The sequence below is a fragment of the Chromobacterium vaccinii genome, assembly GCF_000971335.1.
Lineage (GTDB): Bacteria > Pseudomonadota > Gammaproteobacteria > Burkholderiales > Chromobacteriaceae > Chromobacterium > Chromobacterium vaccinii.
On the sequence record NZ_JZJL01000010.1, the window covers coordinates 50,725 to 66,581 of the forward strand.

Sequence of the window (15,857 nt, forward strand, 5' to 3'; positions counted from 1 at the left end):
ATGGAAATCTACATCGTCGGCGGCGCCGTGCGCGACCGCCTGCTGAACCTCCCGGTCAAGGACCGGGACTGGGTGGTGGTGGGCGCCACCCCGGACGACATGCTGGCGCAGGGCTATCGCCCGGTGGGCAAGGACTTCCCGGTATTCCTGCACCCGGAAACCCATGAGGAATACGCGCTGGCCCGCACCGAACGCAAGGTGGCCAGGGGCTATCACGGCTTCACTTTCCACACCTCGCCCGATGTGACGCTGGAAGAAGACCTGGCCCGGCGCGACCTGACCATCAATGCCATCGCCGAGGCGGCCGACGGCAGCCTGACCGACCCGTACGGCGGCCAGGCGGACCTGAAGGCGCGCCTGCTGCGCCACGTCAGCCCGGCGTTCGCCGAGGATCCGGTGCGTATCCTGCGGCTGGCGCGCTTCGCCGCCCGCTTCGACTTCGCGGTCGCACCGGAAACCATGGCGCTGATGCGGCAGATGGTGGACGACGGCGAGGCGGATGCGCTGGTGGCCGAACGGGTATGGCAGGAGCTGGCCAAGGGATTGATGGAGGACAAGCCGTCGCGGATGTTCCTGACCCTGCGCGAATGCGGCGCGCTCGCGCGCATCCTGCCCGAGGTGGACGCGCTGTTCGGCGTGCCGCAGCGCGCCGACTATCACCCCGAGATAGACTGCGGCGACCACGTGATGCGGGTGCTGGACTACGCCGCGGCGGCCGGCCAGCCGCTGGCGGTGCGCTTCGCCGCGCTGGGCCACGATCTGGGCAAGGCGCTGACGCCGGCCGACGTGCTGCCGCGCCACATCGGCCACGAGGAAGGCGGCATCGCGCCGCTGTCGGAGCTGTGCCGCCGGTTGCGCGTGCCCAACGATTGCCGCGACCTCGCCCATATCACCGTGGTGCATCACACCAAGGTCCACCGGGCGCAGGAGCTGAGGCCGGAAACCGTGTTGCGCATGCTCAAGGACTGCGACGCGCTGCGCCGGCCAGAACGTTTCCTGCTGATGCTGGACGCCTGCCTGGCCGATGCCCGCGGCCGGCTGAACTTCGAAAACGCGCCCTACCCGCAAAAGGACTATCTGCGCGCGCAACTGGCTGCTACGCTGCAAATTGATGCCGGCGCCATAGCGGCCGGCTGCGCCGACAAGGCCGCCATCCCGGCCACGATAGACGCCGCGCGCATCGCAGTCATCGCCAAGTGCAAGGAGGATTGGAAGGAGGACTGATGGACACTGACTATCGCCTGCCCGCCACGCTGATGCGCGGCGGCACCAGCAAGGGCCTGTTCATCCGGGCCGACGCGCTGCCCGACGACACCGAGCAATGGCAAAGCTTGCTGTTGCGCGCGATCGGCAGTCCCGATCCTTACGGCCGGCAAACCGACGGCCTTGGCAACGGCACCACCCGCTCCAGCAAGGTGGTGATCGTCAGCCCTTCCCGCCGCGACGATTGCGACGTGGACGCGCTGTTCGGCCATGTATTCACCGACGAGGCGCGAATAGACTGGTCCGGCAATTGCGGCAATCTGGCCGCAGCCGTGCCGCTGTTCGCGGTGATGGAAAAGCTGGCCCGGCCGGAAGACGGCGTCGCCACCATCGCTATCTGGCAGGCCAATGTCGGCAAGCGCATCCTGGCCGAACTGGAAATATTCGAAGGCCAGGCCGTCTGGCAGGGCGACTTCCTCATCGACGGCGTCGCCTTCCCCGGCGCGCCCATCCGGCTGCGCTATCTGGATCCGGCCGGCGACTGCAGCGAGATGTTCCCCACCGGCCTGCTGATGGACAAATTGAAGCTGCCCGACGGCAGCCAGGTGGACGCCACTCTGATAGACGCCGGCAATCCCACCCTATTCGTCCGCGCCCGCGACTTCGGCCTGAAGGGGCGCGAAACCGCCGCCGAGATCGATCCCGCCATCATGCGCCGGCTGGAGATGGCGCGCGCCGCCGCCACGGTGGCCATCGGCTTGGCCGATGACATCTTCGCCGCCGGACGCGAATATCCGGCCACGCCCAAGATCAGCTTCCTGTCGCAAGACGGCGATCCGGACTGCGCGCTGCACGCCCGCGCGCTGTCGATGGGCAAGCTGCACCCCGCCTATCCCGGCACCGACGCCATCGCGCTCGCCTGCGCCTGCGCCACCGAGGGCACGTTGCCGGCCGAGCTGGCCGGCGGACCGGTGCGCGGCATGCCGCTGACCTTCAGCCACCCCAGCGGCCGGCTGACATTGGAAGCCGTGCTGGGCCTGGATTCGCTGGGCTGGAAAGTGGACGAGGTGGTGCTGACCCGCACCGCGCGTCCGCTGATGCGCGGCGAGGTGTTCATCCCGCTGGACTGAGCCGGCCTGCGGGCCAGACATGAGAGCAAGCGGAACGCGGCCGATGCCGCGTCAGGCCGGCTTTTCCTGCTGCCTCACCCGCTCGAACAGGCAGACCGTCGCCGCCATCGCCACGTTCAGCGACTCCGCGTGGCCGGGCATCGGGATGCGGATGCGCGCGTCCGCCAGCGCCAGCAGCGCGTCGCTGACGCCCGCTCCCTCGTTGCCGAACACGAAGGCCACCGGTCCGGTCAGGTCATGACCGTACAAGGAGCTGGAGCCCTCCAGATGCGTGACCAGCCGGCGTCCGCCGAAGCGGCGCAGCTCGTCGGCGAGATCGGCGTGCTCGTGTATGCGCAGCGCGAAATGCGCGCCCATGCCGGCGCGCAGCACCTTGGGAGAGAATACGTCCACGCAGCCCTTGGACAGGAAAACGTCGTACACTCCGGCCGCGGCGGCCGTGCGCAGGATGGTCCCCAGATTGCCCGGGTCCTGGATGTCTTCCAGCAGCACCCGCGCGACGGCCGCCGGCGGCGGCGCGGGCCGCTGACGCGGGCTCAGCGCCAGCAGCTCGCCGGCGCTGGATAGCGCGGTCACCTTGGCCATCACCGCTTCAGGCATCGCGATCACCGCGCACCCGGCGGGCAAGCCAGCCAGCAGCCTCTGCACTTCCGGCTTGCCGGCCATCGCCTCGTTCAGATAGACCCGCGACAAGATGCCGCCCGCCTGCAGGCAGGATTCGGCCAGGTGGATGCCCTCCAATACCATCACGCCTTCCTTGCGGCGGTCGCGGCTGTGCTGGACCAATCTGGCCAGCGCCTTGACTTCGTCGTTGTGGGGAGACGTGATGGTCTTGGAGATGTGATGCATGTCGATTCTGCCGATGCGGCGCTAAGCGGAGGGGCAGAGTTTACCCGCCCCCGCGCCTTCTTGCATCAATGCTGGGCCAGGCGGCTGATCAGATCCTTGAAGCGATGGTAGGTGGCGTCGTCTATCGCGCGGCCGGTGCGCGCGTTGTCGACATAGAACACGCCGCCGAGCCGGTGCCCGCCGAACAAGGTCATCAGCGCGAATTCGCCGTCGCCGATATGCTGGAAGAATTCGTCCTCATAACGCCGGCTCAGCTGCTGGCGCACATCGGACGGCGCGTGGAAGCTTTGCGGCTTGCCGGTGAACACGCCGAAGAAGCTGCCCGGCTCCAGCTCCACTTGGAGCTTGCGCAGCGGGTTGTCCGCCTCCACGCCTACCTGGTAGCGCAGCTTCAGCGCGTGCAGATCATGCTCGTAATGGTAATACAGCACGCGTTCGAACTTGAGATCGTTGGCCAGGAAGCGTATCGACTCCCGAATCGCATTCTCAAGCTGGTCAGCGTCGGACAGCGCCTGGGCCTTCTTCATTTCCGGCTTCTTGCCGTTGTCAGTCAGCAGCAGCAGCGCGCGCGCCGGGAAGGTATAGCCGACCACATGCGGGCGCTTCGCCACCTTGAGCGCGGCGTGCACCACCGCGTTGTAGGCCATCTCCGGCATGCAATTGATCATCTTGGCCGCGGTGTCCACGCCCACCAGCCAGGTGCTGCGCTCGATGCCATGATCCAGCGAGTTCGCCGTGGCGATGGCCAGCTTCAGCAACTGGCGCCGCTTGTTGGGCACGCCGGTCCCCAGCAGCGTGTTGAATCCGCTCGGCAGCGGCATGTGCTTCACGAAGGATTGCAGGATCTTGCCGTAATCGGCATTGAACGCCTCGGACATCTCCTGCAGCAGCGGCTTGTCCGGCAAGCGGTTGCGCTGGATCATGTAGATGCAGGCCGGCAGGTTGTACAGCAGCGCGGAGACGAAGCAGTCCTCCACTTTCAGGTCGCCCATGATGGACAGCCATTCCTTGACGATCAAGGCCGCCACCCGGCTGCGCGCCATCCAGTCGCCAACCGCTTCGTAAACATCGGCGTCCAGCTTGCCCTCGGCGGCGTCCAGCGGCTCGATGCGGTTGAAACGCACCACCACCGCCTCCAACCCCATCAGCAGCAGCGTCTGCTCCACCGCGGGGATGCTCTCGTTGCGCTGCAGCGCGCGCGAATTGCCCACCACCCGGAACAGATCCAGCAGCAGGAAAGGATCGGACAGGCAAAGATTGGCCAGGTCGGTGAAGTTGATCAGGTCGCTGTGGCGGGCGCAGGCGTCGCGCAGCTCCAACAGCGTGTCGGGCAGAATCGGCCACCGCCGTTCCGCGATGGTCTTGGTCCAGTTATCGAGGTCCATTTGGATGGCGCCAGATCAATAGTTCTTTTTGCAAAGGGCCGTCGAGAGGAATGCATTCGTCCGGCTCGATGCCGGGCACGGAAAAGGTGTTGCTGATGAGCAGGCTGCCGGCCCGGCCCTCGGCAACGAACTTGCTCCAAACCCTAGGCATGGGCTCCGGCGACAAGAACACGTAAATCGCGTCATACCCCCCCCAATCCTCGCTCCAAAAATTGCGGCAGGCGAACGCCAGCCGGTTAGGACTTCCCGCCCGCCGCCAGCGCCAGCGCGCCAGCAACCAGCTGCCCACGGCGTTTTCCAGCGCGCGCATGTTCAGGTCCGGCCGGCGCAAGGCCAGCAGCAGCGCCAGCCGGCCGTCGCCGCAGCCTGCCTCGAGCAACGACGCGCCGCCGGCCAGCCGCTCGGCCAGCCTTTCCGCCACCGCGACCGCGGAACGGTAAAGCGGCACCCGTTCCACCAGCGCGTTGCGCCCCAGCGCCAGCGTCAGCAGCAACGCCGCCAGATACCAACCCGGCGCGACGCCCGCCTGGCTGGCCAGAGCCACCGCAGGCACAAACAATCCATGCGCGAGGCGCTGCCAGCCCGGCAAGCGCAAGGCGACGGCGCACAAGCCCGCCAACAGCCCCTGCAGCGCGGCCCAAGGCAATAAATGCAAAGCCGGCGCGATGAAAATCCAGGCGCCGACGCAGGCGAGCAACTGAAGCAGCGGATGGCGCAGCCGCCTCATGCGCTCAGGGCTCGTTCGGCTGCGGAGCCGCTTCGCCGCCTTGCTGCGGCCCGCCTATCACTTCCTGGTTCATCTGCGGCTTGAAGCCGTCGTTGAGTATCGACGACTCGGCGTCCTTGTTCAGCACCACGATGGTGATGCGGCGGTTCTCCGGGCTGAATACATCGCTCTTGATCAGCGGATTGGCTGACGACAAGCCCACCACGCGCAGGATCTTGTTCTCGGAGAGGCCGCCGGCCACCAGCTCGCGGCGGGCGGTGTTGGCCCGGTCGGCCGACAGCTCCCAGTTGCTGTAGCCGCCTTGTCCGCCTGCGAAAGGCTTGGCGTCGGTATGGCCGGAAATGCTGATCCTGTTGGGTAGCTGATTCAGCTCCGAAGCCAGCTGCTGCAGCAGCACCCGGGTATGCGGCAGCATGCGGGAACTGCCGGAATCGAACATCGGCCGGTTCTGCTCGTCGACGATCTGGATCTTCAGCCCTTCCGGCGTCATTTCCAGCTTCAGCTGATTCTTGTACTGCTTGAACAGATCGCTCTGGTCTATGGTCTGCTGGATTTTCTGCTGCAGCTGGTTCAGGCTGGCCTGCTCCTTCTGCTTCTGCATGATTTCTTCCTGCTTGGAGCCGGCCTTGTTGACCTGGCCGGCCTGCTTGGTCAGATCGTTGCCGCCGCCCTTGACCACCGAGGTGGCGTCGCCCGCGCCCGCGCCGCCGGACATGGCGACTTTCAGCGGCGTCTTGAAGTATTCGGAAATGCCGCTCAAAGTGCCTTGCGACGCGGACCCCAGCAGCCACATCAACAGGAAGAACGCCATCATCGCCGTCACGAAGTCGGCATAGGCGATTTTCCAGGCGCCGCCGTGATGGCCGTGCCCCCCCTTCTTGATTTTCTTGACGATTATCGGTCGTTGCGATTCATCGGCCATTTCTGTCCCCTGCCCGGCTTATTTCTTCTGCTTGACGTGATCTTCCAGTTCCTTGAACGACGGGCGGTCCATCGAGGACAGCGCCTTGCGGCCGAACTCCACCGCCACCTGCGGCGCGTAGCCGTTCAGGCTGGCCAGCAGCGTCACCTTGATCGTCTGGTAGACGCGGGTGCCTTCGGCCAGCTTGTGCTCCAGGATGGTGCCCAGCGGACCGACGAAGCCGTAGGCGAGCAAAATACCGAGGAAGGTGCCCACCAGCGCGTGCGCGATCAGCATGCCTAGTTCGGACGGCGGCGCGCCCACCGATTCCATCGTGTGGACCACGCCCATCACCGCGGCCACGATACCGAAAGCCGGCAGGCCATCGGCCAGTCCCTTGACCGCCGACACAGGCACCTCGCCCTCGTGGTGGTGGGTTTCAATCTCGACGTCCATCAGGTTCTCGATTTCGAAGGCGTTGAGGTTGCCACCGACCATCAGCCGCAGGTAGTCGCAAATGAACTCGACCACATGATGGTCATGCATGATGGTGGGATACTTGGAGAAAACCGGGCTGGATTCGGGATTTTCAACGTCGGCTTCGATCGACATCAGGCCTTCCTTGCGCACCTTGGTCAGTATCTCGAACAGCAGGGAAAACAGATCCATGTAGAAGGCCTTGCCATAGGAACTGCCCTTGAACACGGTGGGAAGCGCCTTGGTGGTGGCCTTCAGCGGCGCGCCGCCATTGGCGACGATGAAAGCGCCGATGGCCGCGCCGGCGATCATCACGACCTCCAGCGGTTGCATCAGCGCGGCGACATGGCCCCCCGCGGCGATGAAGCCCCCAAGCACCGAGCCCAGAATGATGAGATACCCGATTGCGACGAACATGCGCCAAGTCCTGTATTTGTTTTATTGCCTCATGCCGTTATTTGTATTACAGCATGCCTTTTTGCAATTCATTATAGAAATAATAGAAAAAGCGGGTGGAATTGTATCAACCCGCTTCATTCCCTGCAAAAAAGGCGGGGGCGAGGCCGCCCCCACACCAGCATAGCCGGCGCTAGGCCAGTCCGCGCGCCTTCAGCGCCTGCTCGAACTCGGCCAGGCAACGCGCCGCCACCCCCAGCATTTCATCCACTTCGGTTCGCGTCATCACCAGCGGCGGCGAACATACGATATGGTCGCCGCAAGCGCGCATGATCAGGTTGTTGCGGAAGAAGATGTCGCGGCACAGCGTGCCGACCTCGCCGAAATCGGGGAACAGCTCGCGCTTCGCCTTGTTCTTCACCAGCGTGAATGCCTGGATCAGCCCGACGCCGCGCACGTCGTCCACGTGCTCGAACTGGCTGAAGGTTTCGCGCCAGCGCTGCTGCATGTAAGGGCCGATGTCGTCCTTGACGCGCTGGACGATGCCCTCGTCGCGCAGCGCCATCACATTGGCGTGCGCCACCGCGGCGCAGACCGGATGGCCGGAATAGGTGAAGCCGTGGTTGAAGTCGCCGCCGGCGATCAGGCCTTCCGCCACGCGCTTGCCGACGAAGACCGCGCCGATCGGCAAGTAGCCCGATGACAAGCCCTTGGCCGCGGTGAACAGGTCGGGCTGGAAGCCGAAATGCTGATGGCCGAACCATTCGCCGGTACGGCCGAAACCGCAGATCACTTCGTCCGCCACAATCAACACATCGTGCTTGCGGCAGATGCGCTCGATTTCCGGCCAGTAGGTGGCTGGCGGAATGATCACCCCGCCGGCGCCCTGGATGGGTTCGGCGACGAAAGCGGCCACCTTGTCGGCGCCGATCTCCTGGATCTTCTCGTCCAGCCAGCGCGCGGCCACCACGCCGAATTCGTCCGGCGTCATGTCCTTGCCGTGCTTGTACCACCACGGCTGCTCGATATGGGCCATGCCCGGAATCGGCAGATCGCCCTGCTCATGCATGTACTTCATGCCGCCCAGGCTGGCGCCGCCGATGGTGGAGCCGTGATAGCCGTTCCAGCGGCCGATCAGCGTCTTCTTCTCCGGCTTGCCCTGCACGTCCCAGTAGCGGCGCACCATGCGGATCATGGTGTCCACCGACTCGGAGCCGGAGTTGGTGTAAAACACGTGGTCGAAGCCGGCCGGCGTCACTTCGGCCAGCAGGCTGGACAGCTCGACCACCGCCGGATGGGTGGTCTTGAAAAAGGTGTTGTAGAACGGCAGCTCTTCCATCTGGCGGCGCGCCACCTCGGCGAAATCCTTGCGGCCGTAGCCGACGTTCACGCACCACAGGCCGGCCATGCCGTCGATGATCTTGTTGCCGTCCGAATCCCACAGATAGACGCCTTCTCCGCGCGTCATCACGCGCGCGCCCGCCTGGTTCAGCGATGCGGTATCGGTAAACGGATGCAGGTGATGGGCGGCATCCAGTTCGCGCCATTGGCTGGTCGTACGTTGCTTCTGCATAACACTTCCTTCCAGTTTTCTCCGACGGGGCGGGCCCTTGCCCGCCCCTCCTGCGCCTGCGGCGTCGTTCTATTCGTTTGTCCTGTCTGTTCCGCGATTCTAACCTTGCGCGGATGATCCGCGCATCACACGTGCAGCAGCAGGAACTTGCGCTCCCAGGGACTGATCACGCGGAAATACTCGGCGAACTCCTTTTCCTTCATCGCCACGTACATCTTGACGAAGCGAGGCCCCAGCACTTCGGCGATCTCGCTGCAGCCGGCCAGCTGCAGCAGCGACTCTTCCGAGCTGTTGGGGAACTGGTAAGGCAGCTCGTAGGCGTCGGTTTGCCTGGGCTCGGCCGGCCGCAGCTTGTTCACCATGCCCAGGTAGCCGCAGGCCAGCGTGGCGGCGATGGCGATGTAAGGATTGACGTCCACGCCCGGCACCCGGTTTTCGATGCGGCGCGCGGCCGGCGACGAGTGCGGGATGCGCAGACCCACGGTGCGGTTGTCGTAACCCCATTCGACATTGGTCGGCGCCGCGGTGTAGCGAGACAAACGACGGAATGAGTTCACGTAGGGGGCGAACAGCGGCATGGTCTGAGGCACGTATTTCTGCAGGCCGGCGATGAAGTGGAAGAAGATGTCGGACGGGCTGCCGTCCTCATTGGTGAACACGTTGCGGCCGGTATTCTTATCCACCAGGCTCTGGTGGATGTGCATGGCGCTGCCCGGCTCGTTCTCCATCGGCTTGGCCATGAAGGTGGCATACATATTGTGGCGGAACGCGGCCTCGCGCACGGTGCGCTTGAACAGGAAAACCTGGTCGGCCAGGTCCAGCGGGTTGCCGTGCAGGAAGTTGATTTCCATCTGCGCGGTGCCGATCTCATGGATCAGCGTGTCCACTTCCAGATTCTGCGCGTGGCAATAGTCGTAGATGTCCTCGAACAGCGGGTCGAACTCGTTGACCGCGTCGATCGAATAGGAGCGGCGGCCGAATTCCGCCCGGCCGGTGCGGCCGATCGGCGCGGCCAGCGGGATGTCGGGGTCGGGATTCGGCGACAACAGGTAGAACTCCATCTCCGGCGCCAGCACCGGCTCCAGACCCATCTCGTCGAACAGGCCCAGCACGCGCTTGAGGACGTTGCGCGGCGCCACGTCCACCGGGCTGCCGTCGGCGCGGCAGCAGTCGTAGATCAGCTGGGCTGTCGGGTCCACCGCCCACGGCACGTAGCGCAGCGTGTTCGGATCGGGCTCCAGCACCATGTCGGGGTCGGTCAGGTCCAGCAGGCTGTCGTCGGGATAGTCGCCGGTCACGGTCTGGATCAGCACCGCCTCGGGCAGGCGCATTTCCGGATCGGAAACGAACTTGTCCTTGGGCACGATCTTTCCACGGGCGATGCCGGTCATGTCCGGCACGATGCATTCCACTTCGGTGATGCGGTGCTCTCGCAACCACTCGTTGATCTGGTGATTCATAACGCTTCCTCTATGGTCTCCCCGGCCGCTGGGCTGCGGCTCTGGATCGGGAGGTGCTACTTTATGAGTCATCGAGACTCGCGCCGGGTTCCTCGTCCGGCGCGCATGGGATTCATCCCTTGCGGCTTTCCCTCCTCATCCGGCAAGCCTCGCCGAAGGCATGGAAGATGGCCAGGGACAACGGATTGTCCCAATACAGCCATTCCGGGTGCCATTGCACGGCGAAGGCGAAGCCCTTGGAGTTGCGGACGCGGTAAGCCTCCACCAAGCCGTCCTCGGCATGCGCCTCGGCGATCAGGCTGGGCGCCAGCCGCTTGATGCCCTGCTGGTGCAACGAATTGACCATCGCCTCGCGCGCGCCGGACCATTCCGCCAGCAAGCCGCCTTCGACGAAGTCCACCCGATGCGCCGGCGCGTACATCGCGGCGATGTCGTCGCCCTCCACCTCGCGGTGGTCGCGCAGGCCCGGCTCTTCCTGCACGTGCTGGTGCAGCTCGCCGCCCAGCGCGACATTGATCTCCTGGAAGCCGCGGCAGATGCCCAGCAGCGGCACGCCCTCCTCCAGCGCCAGGCGGATCAGCGGCAGCGTGGTGGCGTCGCGCCGGGGGTCGTGCAGCGTGCCGGTGCGGCTGGTCGGCCCGCCGTAATGGCGCGGCTCCACATTGGACGGCGAGCCCGGCAGCAGCACGCCGTCCAGCGTCGCCAGCGTGGCGCGCAGCAGCGCGTCGTCGCCCAGCGACGGAATCAACACCGGCAGGCCGCCCGCCCCGCCGGCCGCGGCGGCGATGTATTTGTCGCCCACCGCGTGAAACGGCAACAGACCGATCATTTTCAGATCACACGGGATGCCTATCATTGCTTGCGACATGGCTTGCTGCGCTCCTATCAGCTTGCGGCCTTGATGGCCTCTATCGGATCGACGTAAGCGTGGCCCAGGTCCCGCGCCACCGCCTGGTAAGTCACTCGCCCGCGGCAAACGTTGAGGCCGTTGCGCAGGTGGGCGTTGTCCAGCAGCGCCTGGCGCCAGCCTTTGTTGGCCAACTCCAGCGTGTACGGCAGCGTGGCGTTGGTCAACGCCTGGGTGGAGGTGCGGGCGACTCCGCCCGGCATATTGGCCACGCAGTAGTGGACGATGCCGTCCACGGTGTAGATCGGGTCCTGATGGGTGGTGGCCCGGCTGGTCTCGAAACAGCCGCCCTGGTCTATCGCCACGTCCACCAGCACCGCGCCCGGCTTCATTGTCTTCAGCATCGCGCGCGTCACCAGCTTGGGCGCGGCCGCGCCGGGAATCAGCACCGCGCCGATCACCAGATCGGCGTCGCGGATGCTGTCGTCGATGTTGGCGCCGTTGGACATCAGGGTCTTGATCCGGCCGCCGAACACCATGTCTATCTCTTTGAGCCGGGCCAGCGATTTATCGAGGATGGCGACGTCGGCGCCTGCGCCCATCGCCATCCGCGCGGCATTCAGCCCCACCACGCCGCCGCCTATCACCACCACCTTGGCCGGCGCCACGCCGGGCACGCCGCCCAGCAGCACGCCGCGGCCGCCCTGCGCCTTTTCCAGCGCGTGCGCGCCGGCCTGGATCGCCATCCGGCCGGCCACTTCGGACATCGGCGCCAAGAGCGGCAGGCCGCCGCGCTCGTCGGTGACGGTTTCGTAGGCGATGGCCACCGAGTCGGACTCGATCAGCAGCTTGGTCTGCTCCGGGTCCGGCGCCAGGTGCAGGTAAGTGAAAAGAATCTGGCCCGGGCGCAGCATCCGGCACTCCACCGGCTGCGGTTCCTTGACCTTGACGATCATGTCGGCGCGCTCGAACACCTCTTCCGCATTGGAGGCGATGGACGCGCCGGCCTGGATGTATTGCTCGTCGGTAAAGCCGATCGCGAGACCCGCGTGGGTCTGCACCAGTACCTTGTGCCCGTTCGCCACCAGCTCGCGGACACCGGACGGGGTCAGACCCACGCGGTACTCATGGTTTTTGATTTCCTTCGGAACGCCGATCAACATAGTCGTCTCCAACTGGTTTTTGCCCTGCACAGGCAGACAAACGCCGTTTAAGAAAATTCACATCGCGCTTGCCCTTTCAACTTGATTCTGACTATAAAATCTGGCCGTTGCAAAGATATTCGATTTTGCGACGCAGCAAGCACATTTGCCTTCTATCGCGCTACAATGCCGCAGTTGTCTAAAATTATTAACATACTGATGGAGCAGGAAGAATGGACGTCGGCGCACGCTTGAGAATGGTCAGAACGCGGTTCGGATTGTCGCAAAGAGAGCTGGCCAAACGCGCGGGCGTCACCAACGGCACCATCTCTCTGATCGAGCAGAACCGGGTAAGCCCTTCGGTCAGTTCCCTCAAGAAGGTGCTGGAAGGATTGCCGATAACCCTGGCAGAATTCTTCACTTTCGACGCCGAGCCGGCGCAGCCGCGCGTGTTCTACCAGGCGGACGAGTTGCCCAACCTCGGCAACGAGGACATCAATCTGATGCTGGTGGGCACCGCGCACGACAAGCGCGACATCGCCATCCTGCGCGAGCGCTACGTGCCCGGCGCCGACACAGGCCCGGACATGCTGGTGCACGAGGGCCAGGAGGGCGGCGTGATCATCCGCGGCAGCATAGAGGTGACGGTGGGCAACGACAGCCGGGTGCTGGGCCCGGGCGACGCCTACTACTTCGACAGCAAGCTGCCGCACCGCTTCCGCAATGTCGGCGACGACATCTGCGAGGTGGTGAGCGCCAGCTCGCCGCCCACATTCTAAGAGGGAAACATTTTGAAGCTGGCTTACACCATTATTTACGTGCCGGATGTGCCGGCTTCGCTGCGCTTCTTCGAATCCGCCTTCGGCTTCAAGCGCAAATTCCTGCACGAATCCGAAACCTACGGCGAGCTGGACACCGGCGAGACCACGCTGTCCTTCGCCCACCATGAGCTGGCCGCCGGCAACCTGCCCGACGGTCACGTCCGCGCCGACGAGTCCGCCAGGCCGCTGGGCATGGAGATCGGCCTGGTCACCGGCGACGTGGAAGCCGCCCATGCGAAAGCGCTGGCTCACGGCGCGGCCGAGCTGTCGCCGCCGAAGACAAAACCCTGGGGACAGACCGTGTCCTACGTGCGCGCGCCCGACGGCGCGCTGATCGAACTTTGCAGTCCCGTTTCAGCCTGAAAGCTTAATTCCGCTCAACAACATCACTCGACGAGGAGAGCAGCATGGCCCGCAGTCACGCCGAATGGAAGCAACTTGCAGCAGAACTGAAGATTGAAGGCCGCGCCTTCGTGAATGGCGAGTACCGCGACGCCGCCGAGGGCAAGCGCTTCGATTGCGTCAACCCCGCCAACGGCGCCAAGCTGGCCGAGATCGCCCACTGCGGCGAAGCCGACGTGGAAGCCGCGGTCAAGGCAGCGCGCCGCGCGTTCGAGTCCGGCGTCTGGTCCGAACTCGCGCCGCTCAAGCGCGCCGCCGTGCTCAAGCGCTTCGCCGCGCTGATTCGCGAGCACGCCGATGAACTGTCGCTGCTGGAAACGCTGGACGCCGGCAAGCCCATCGGCGACACCACCGCCGTCGACGTGCCGGCCTCCGCCTACTGCGTGGAATGGTTCGCCGAGGCGATAGACAAGGTGGGCGGCGAAGTCGTGCCGGTCGATCCCAAGCTGGTCGGCCTGGTGACCCGCGAGCCGATAGGCGTGGTGGCCGCGGTGGTGCCGTGGAACTTCCCCATCCTGATGGCGAGCTGGAAATTCGGCCCGGCGCTGGCCGCCGGCAACGCCGTCATCGTCAAGCCGTCGGAAAAATCGCCGCTGACCGCGATCCGCGTCGCCGCGCTGGCCAAAGCGGCCGGCATCCCGGACGGCATCTTCCAGGTGCTGCCCGGCGCCGGCGACGTCGGCCGCCTGCTGGCGCTGCACATGGACGTGGACTGCGTCGCCTTCACCGGCTCCACCAATGTGGGCAAATTGATCGCCGGCTACGCCGCCCAGTCCAATCTCAAGCGGGCGTGGCTGGAGCTGGGCGGCAAGTCGCCCAACATCATCCTGCCGGACTGCCCGGACCTGGCTCGCGCCGCGCGCTCCGCCGCCAGCGGCATCTTCTACAATATGGGCGAGGTCTGCACCGCCGGCTCCCGCGTGCTGGTGCACAAGGACATCAAGGAACGCTTCCTCGAGGAGTTCAAGAAGGCCGCCGCCGGCTTCTTCCCCGGCGACCCGCTCGATCCGGCCACCAGCATGGGCGCCATCGTCGACGAGATCCAGTACCGCAAGGTGCTGAACTACATCGACAAAGGCCTGAGCGAAGGCGCCAACCTGCTCTTGGGCGGCAAGGCCGTGCACACCGACAAGGGCCTTTTCATCGAGCCCACCGCCTTCGACTGCCCGAGCGACGACCTGACCATCTGCCGCGAGGAGATCTTCGGACCGGTGCTGTCGGTGATCACCTTCAGCGAGCTGGACGACGCCATCCGCATCGCCAACGACACCGCCTACGGCCTGGCGGCCGCGGTGTGGACCTCCAACGTCAGCACCGCCCACCAAGTGTCGCGCCGCCTGCGCGCCGGCACCGTGTGGGTGAACTGCTATGACGAGGGCGGCGACATGAACTTCCCCTTCGGCGGCTACAAGCAGTCCGGCAACGGCCGCGACAAATCGCTGCACGCGCTGGAGAAATACACCGAGCTGAAGAGCACGCTGATCAAGCTGTAACCCTCCGCGCCGGCCGGACTCAGTTCCGGCCGGCGGCCTGTCCCGCCCGCGCCGGATGGCGCCCTCCCCAAGCCGGCCGCATCCCATCGCGGAGCATCCGCCTCGCCCGTTTTCCCGCTTAGCCCGTCCCAAAGCCGCCGCGCCAGGCTCGACAAGCGCCCTTGCCGCCTCCAGCCGGGGGTAGCAGCCGCCGGCAGCGCGGCTATGATTGAAATCAAAGACTTCCGGATGGCGCGTTAGCATGCAGCGAATCAACAGACTTGCCCTTGTCGGCCTGCTATGGCTGACGTCCTTTGCCCATGCGGCGGAAAGCAATCCCGCCTGCCCCTCCGGACCGCTAAAAGTGGGATTTTACGAATATGGCCTGGCCTACCACGATGGACGAGGCTACGACGTGGACCTGATACGCGAAATCGCGCGCCGCCTGCGCTGCCCCATCGCCAACGAAAGCGTCTTTCCATGGATCCGGACCCTCAAGCTGCTGCAAATCGGCGAAATCGACATCGCCACTTCCGCCACCCCCACGCCGGACCGCCTCCAATACGCCTGGATCTACACTTACAAACACAGCAAAAGCATGGTGCTGCTGCGCGCGGAAGTGCAGGCCCGCACGCTGGCCGCCTTGCCCAGCGATCCTAAACTCCGATGGGGCGTGATCCGTGGCTGGAAATTCAGCCCGATGCAGGACCAGCTGCTGTCCGAGCTGGCGAAGAGAAACAAGGTGGTGACGGCCATCGATGAAAATGATCTGTACAAAATGCTGACTACAGGCGTGATCACCGGCGCGCTTGCGCATCCGACCAGTTATGACGACTGGCTTCAAGCCCCCAGCATCCGCAAGCAAGTCGTCGTGCTGGATCTGTTTCCCGATGTCGAAGCGACTGCCGGCGGCGTGGCGCTCAGCAAAAAACGGTTTCCTGAGTCGGCGGCCGAACTCTGGCATGCGGAACTGAAAAAAATGTACCGCGACGGAAGCCTGCGCGAGATATTCCGCCGTTTCCTGAGCGAGGAAACCACAGACTACCTGCTGCGCGCGCCGGTTCTCTGACGA

At 65.0% G+C, this 15,857-nt stretch carries 15 protein-coding genes; 6 read left to right on the forward strand and 9 right to left on the reverse strand.

All coding sequences use genetic code 11. The features are described from left to right. On the forward strand, nucleotides 1-1,224 hold the full coding sequence (locus VL52_RS07040; protein ID WP_046156371.1) for a multifunctional CCA addition/repair protein: 1,224 nt from the start codon (nucleotides 1-3) through the stop codon (nucleotides 1,222-1,224). After that, complete coding sequence (locus tag VL52_RS07045) at nucleotides 1,224-2,333, forward strand: 2-methylaconitate cis-trans isomerase PrpF family protein (RefSeq protein WP_046156372.1); 1,110 nt, start codon at nucleotides 1,224-1,226, stop codon at nucleotides 2,331-2,333. Before VL52_RS07040 ends, VL52_RS07045 begins: the two co-directional genes overlap by 1 nt. 51 nt (nucleotides 2,334-2,384) lie before the next feature. On the opposite strand, the gene VL52_RS07050 is transcribed toward VL52_RS07045, so the two are convergent. The 9 genes from VL52_RS07050 to ald all read right to left on the reverse strand — a co-directional run bounded on the left by VL52_RS07050 (nucleotide 2,385) and on the right by ald (nucleotide 12,111). Further along, nucleotides 2,385-3,182 carry a TrmH family RNA methyltransferase gene (locus tag VL52_RS07050; RefSeq protein WP_046156373.1) on the reverse strand — a complete coding sequence of 266 codons (798 nt, stop codon included), beginning with the start codon at nucleotides 3,180-3,182 and terminating at the stop codon, nucleotides 2,385-2,387. Nucleotides 3,183-3,247: 65 nt separating this feature from the next. After that, nucleotides 3,248-4,567, reverse strand: coding sequence for an HDOD domain-containing protein (locus VL52_RS07055; protein WP_046156374.1), 1,320 nt, complete (start codon nucleotides 4,565-4,567; stop codon nucleotides 3,248-3,250). Continuing rightward, nucleotides 4,554-5,294 carry a hypothetical protein gene (locus tag VL52_RS07060; RefSeq protein WP_046156375.1) on the reverse strand — a complete coding sequence of 247 codons (741 nt, stop codon included), beginning with the start codon at nucleotides 5,292-5,294 and terminating at the stop codon, nucleotides 4,554-4,556. The genes VL52_RS07055 and VL52_RS07060 overlap by 14 nt, the downstream gene beginning before the upstream one ends. 4 nt (nucleotides 5,295-5,298) lie before the next feature. Next, the gene (gene motB, locus VL52_RS07065; protein WP_046156376.1) at nucleotides 5,299-6,216 is read right to left on the reverse strand and encodes a flagellar motor protein MotB; all 918 of its coding nucleotides are present in this window, start codon (nucleotides 6,214-6,216) and stop codon (nucleotides 5,299-5,301) included. A gap of 18 nt (nucleotides 6,217-6,234) precedes the next feature. Further along, a complete protein-coding gene (gene motA / locus VL52_RS07070; protein WP_046156377.1) occupies nucleotides 6,235-7,089 on the reverse strand; it encodes a flagellar motor stator protein MotA in 855 nt (284 codons plus the stop codon). 172 nt (nucleotides 7,090-7,261) lie between these two features. Beyond that, on the reverse strand, nucleotides 7,262-8,641 hold the full coding sequence (locus tag VL52_RS07075; protein ID WP_046156378.1) for an aspartate aminotransferase family protein: 1,380 nt from the start codon (nucleotides 8,639-8,641) through the stop codon (nucleotides 7,262-7,264). Between the two features lie 125 nt (nucleotides 8,642-8,766). Then, nucleotides 8,767-10,101: a glutamine synthetase family protein gene (locus tag VL52_RS07080; RefSeq protein ID WP_046156379.1), complete on the reverse strand. Its 1,335-nt coding sequence runs from the start codon at nucleotides 10,099-10,101 to the stop codon at nucleotides 8,767-8,769. Between the two features lie 112 nt (nucleotides 10,102-10,213). After that, complete coding sequence (locus tag VL52_RS07085) at nucleotides 10,214-10,969, reverse strand: gamma-glutamyl-gamma-aminobutyrate hydrolase family protein (RefSeq protein ID WP_046156380.1); 756 nt, start codon at nucleotides 10,967-10,969, stop codon at nucleotides 10,214-10,216. A gap of 17 nt (nucleotides 10,970-10,986) precedes the next feature. Further along, nucleotides 10,987-12,111 carry an alanine dehydrogenase gene (gene ald / locus VL52_RS07090; RefSeq protein WP_021478071.1) on the reverse strand — a complete coding sequence of 375 codons (1,125 nt, stop codon included), beginning with the start codon at nucleotides 12,109-12,111 and terminating at the stop codon, nucleotides 10,987-10,989. 212 nt (nucleotides 12,112-12,323) lie between these two features. Here ald and VL52_RS07095 point away from each other — a divergent pair, with 212 nt between their 5' ends. The 4 genes from VL52_RS07095 to VL52_RS07110 all read left to right on the forward strand — a co-directional run bounded on the left by VL52_RS07095 (nucleotide 12,324) and on the right by VL52_RS07110 (nucleotide 15,854). Continuing rightward, nucleotides 12,324-12,869, forward strand: coding sequence for a cupin domain-containing protein (locus tag VL52_RS07095; RefSeq protein WP_021478072.1), 546 nt, complete (start codon nucleotides 12,324-12,326; stop codon nucleotides 12,867-12,869). A 12-nt stretch (nucleotides 12,870-12,881) separates the two neighbouring features. Beyond that, entirely contained in the window at nucleotides 12,882-13,274 is a 393-nt protein-coding gene (locus tag VL52_RS07100; protein ID WP_046156381.1) for a VOC family protein, read from the forward strand. Nucleotides 13,275-13,318: 44 nt separating this feature from the next. Beyond that, a complete protein-coding gene (locus VL52_RS07105) occupies nucleotides 13,319-14,806 on the forward strand; it encodes an aldehyde dehydrogenase (protein ID WP_046156382.1) in 1,488 nt (495 codons plus the stop codon). 208 nt (nucleotides 14,807-15,014) lie between these two features. Next, nucleotides 15,015-15,854, forward strand: coding sequence for a substrate-binding periplasmic protein (locus VL52_RS07110; protein WP_144410180.1), 840 nt, complete (start codon nucleotides 15,015-15,017; stop codon nucleotides 15,852-15,854). Nucleotides 15,855-15,857 lie beyond the last annotated feature (3 nt).